Below are 3,041 nucleotides of genomic sequence, written 5' to 3'. Positions count from 1 at the left end.
TCTGATACTATATTAGCAAGTGGGGGTGGAACTACCTCACTATAAAAAGCATGAGAAAAAAAAGGAAAAAGAAGCCTTCGGTCTAACTGTACTCAGTTGACCGTCAGGTTTGTTCACAGATACTTTGTGAATGTATAGCAATCCTTGCAGGAGTCGTAAATTTTTTACCCCACCCCAACCCTCCCCTTATCAAGGGGAGGGAGTAAGAAATTCACAAAGGATTTAGGATGGCTATATGCAATTCAAGTCTAATGAGTCAGGAGTCATTACTCATTCGTCATTAAGTAAGTCATCCCAAAAAAACAATACCTCAGAAACCCGGTTTCTGCGTATATTTATCGTGAGTCGTCGCAAAATCTTCTAGAAACCGGGTTTCTCGCCCCCTGCGTAAGCCACGAGCGAGAGGTTTTTAACGCGGATTGGGTAGGAGTTAAAAATTAAAGTCCTTACTGCCAAAAAACAGCAAGGACTTTAATGATTTATTCCTGAGTGTTAAGGATGAACATCCTTACTACACAGGTTAAATAGTTGCCATCACTTCACGCGCTGCAGCCAAAGTTCGATCGATATCTTCGTCAGTATGAGCCAAAGAAGTAAATCCAGCCTCAAACTGCGAAGGAGCAAGATAAATTCCGTGCTCCAACATTCCCCGGTGAAAGCGGCTGAACTTCGTCAAATCCGACTTCTTCGCATCCTCGTAATTGTGAACCGGGCCAGCCGCAAAAAACAAGCCAAACATCCCGCTAATTTGCCCGCCCCAAACCGCGTGTCCCGCTTCCTTAGCAATTTTTAGCAATCCGTCAGACAGTTTTTTGGTAATCTTATCCAACTGTTCGTAAGTGCCGGGTTTTTGTAGCAATTCCAAAGTCTTAATCCCAGCAGTCATCGCCAAAGGATTTCCCGAAAGCGTACCCGCTTGATACATCGGCCCAGCAGGAGCCACCATCCCCATAATATCCCGCCTTCCCCCGTAAGCTCCCACCGGCAAACCGCCGCCGATAACTTTACCCAAAGTAGTCAAATCCGGGGTGACACCGAATCTTTCCTGAGCTCCGCCGTAGGCGATGCGGAAACCGGTCATTACTTCATCAAAAACTAACAAAGCACCGTTATCTTTAGTAATTTCCCGCAAACCTTCGAGAAAACCTGCATCCGGGGTAATAAAACCGGCATTCCCCACCACTGGTTCCAGAATTACGCCTGCTATCTGGCCGGGATTTTCGGCAAATAAAGCTTTGACTGCTTCTAAATCATTGTAGGGAGCGTTGAGGGTATTGGCAGTAGTGGATTTCGGGACGCCCGGAGAGTCAGGAAGGCCCAGAGTTGCGACGCCGGAACCTGCTTTTACCAAGAACATATCGGCGTGCCCGTGATAGCAGCCTTCAAATTTAATCAGTTTATCGCGTCCGGTGAAAGCTCGCATCAGCCGCAAAACGGCCATACAGGCTTCGGTGCCGGAGTTGACAAATCGCACCATTTCAATGCTGGGAACGGCATCGATGACCATTTCGGCGAGTACGTTTTCCAACAGCGATGGTGCGCCGAAACTCGTACCTTTTTCTAAAGATTCGTGCAGGGCTTTGATGACTTCCGGGTGGGCGTGGCCGCAGATGGCCGGGCCCCAAGTGCCTACATAGTCAATGTATTGGTTTTCGTCAACATCCCAAATGTAGGCTCCTTTTACCCTGTCAAAGACGATGGGCTGTCCGCCTACGGATTTGAAGGCGCGGACGGGGGAACTGACGCCACCTGGCATCAACTTCTGGGCTGCAGCGAAAATTTCTTCTGATTTGGTCGTTTTCAAGGTTGTGGAAACCAATGTTTTCTCCTTAGTGAACGTCTGTTGTTGGTAGAATAATTTTATAGCCAGTTCAACATAAAGGTTAGGTCGATTCAAGGAAACTATTCTAGTAGATTTTAGGGTACAAACCAATTAGTAGCAATACTAGCTGGGGTTTTTTAGGCTTTGTCGCACTAGCACCGAGCGCCCTCAAATGTAATTTTTTGTAAAATAGTTCTTGACAATTTACCCCTCCCTTGCTCAATCTTCTCTCTTCCTCTGCGTCCTCTGCGTTCTCTGCGGTTAATTAAAAAAAATCTCCCACAGGAAAGCGTTAATCTATCTTACCAAGTTGAAATAAAATTATGTCTACTACTGATTTATCGAGTTTGAGCCGATCGATCCCAATTGAAAAGATTCGTTACGACGATCGCGGTTTAGTGCCTGCGATCGTCCAAGATTATTTGGACGGTACGGTGTTAATGATGGCCTGGATGAATCGGGAGTCCCTGCAAAAAACGCTCTCTACCGGGCAAACTTGGTTCTGGAGTCGTTCTCGTTCCGAATTGTGGCCCAAAGGCGCGACTTCGGGACACGTTCAAAATGTCAAAGGGCTGCGTTACGACTGCGATAGCGATGCTTTGCTGGTGACTGTCGAACAAGTCGGAGATATTGCTTGTCACACGGGAGAAAGAAGTTGTTTTCACCAAGTTGACGGGGAAATTTCACCGCCGCCAGGGGATATGTTATCTCAATTATTTGCGGTAATTTGCGATCGGCGCGACAATCCTAACGAAAGTTCTTATACTTGCAAATTGTTCGAGGGCGGCGACAACAAGATTCTCAAGAAAATTGGCGAAGAGTCGGCGGAAGTTGTGATGGCTTGCAAAGATGACGACAAAGATGGAATTGCTGGGGAAGTAGCGGATTTATTTTATCACGCTTTGGTTGCTTTGGCTCACCATCAAGTTGATTTAAGAGAAGTTTACCGCAAATTGGGCGATCGACGAAAATAATCTAAAATTGGGAATTGGGAATTGGTAAAAGAAACCGCGTTTGTTAACTGTCAGGACTTACGCATGGGGTCGAGAAACCGGGTTTTTTTACGAAAAGACGCGTTCGTACTCGAAGATTAGGTAAAAAACCCGGTTTCTTTGTCGGAGTGCGTCCAGCACTGACTGTAATTTAGCTAGTCAGACGGGAATCCCTCGCGCGATACCGCTTCGGTTGGTGTGGGATGAAAGGCGCGTGAGACTCCTGA

At 46.7% G+C, this 3,041-nt stretch carries 2 protein-coding genes; one reads left to right on the top strand and one right to left on the bottom strand.

Features of this window, described 5'->3' with window-relative positions:
• Window positions 1-520: 520 nt before the first annotated feature.
• A complete protein-coding gene (gene hemL / locus QT992_RS33120; RefSeq protein WP_333341128.1) occupies window positions 521-1,819 on the bottom strand; it encodes a glutamate-1-semialdehyde 2,1-aminomutase in 1,299 nt (432 codons plus the stop codon).
• Between the two features lie 326 nt (window positions 1,820-2,145).
• Here hemL and hisIE point away from each other — a divergent pair, with 326 nt between their 5' ends.
• On the top strand, window positions 2,146-2,796 hold the full coding sequence (gene hisIE / locus QT992_RS33115) for a bifunctional phosphoribosyl-AMP cyclohydrolase/phosphoribosyl-ATP diphosphatase HisIE (protein ID WP_333321583.1): 651 nt from the start codon (window positions 2,146-2,148) through the stop codon (window positions 2,794-2,796).
• Window positions 2,797-3,041: the final 245 nt, after the last annotated feature.

The sequence above is a fragment of the Microcoleus sp. T3_D1 genome (assembly GCF_036700405.1).
GTDB lineage: Bacteria > Cyanobacteriota > Cyanobacteriia > Cyanobacteriales > Microcoleaceae > Microcoleus.
Note: the sequence above shows the minus strand (reverse complement) of the source record. Positions and strands in the feature narration are given on the sequence as shown.

Bases quoted from the DNA above. Each gene is read 5' to 3' on its own strand.
- hisIE (WP_333321583.1), top strand. From the start codon at position 2,146: ATGTCTACTACTGATTTATCGAGTTTGAGCCGATCGATCCCAATTGAA.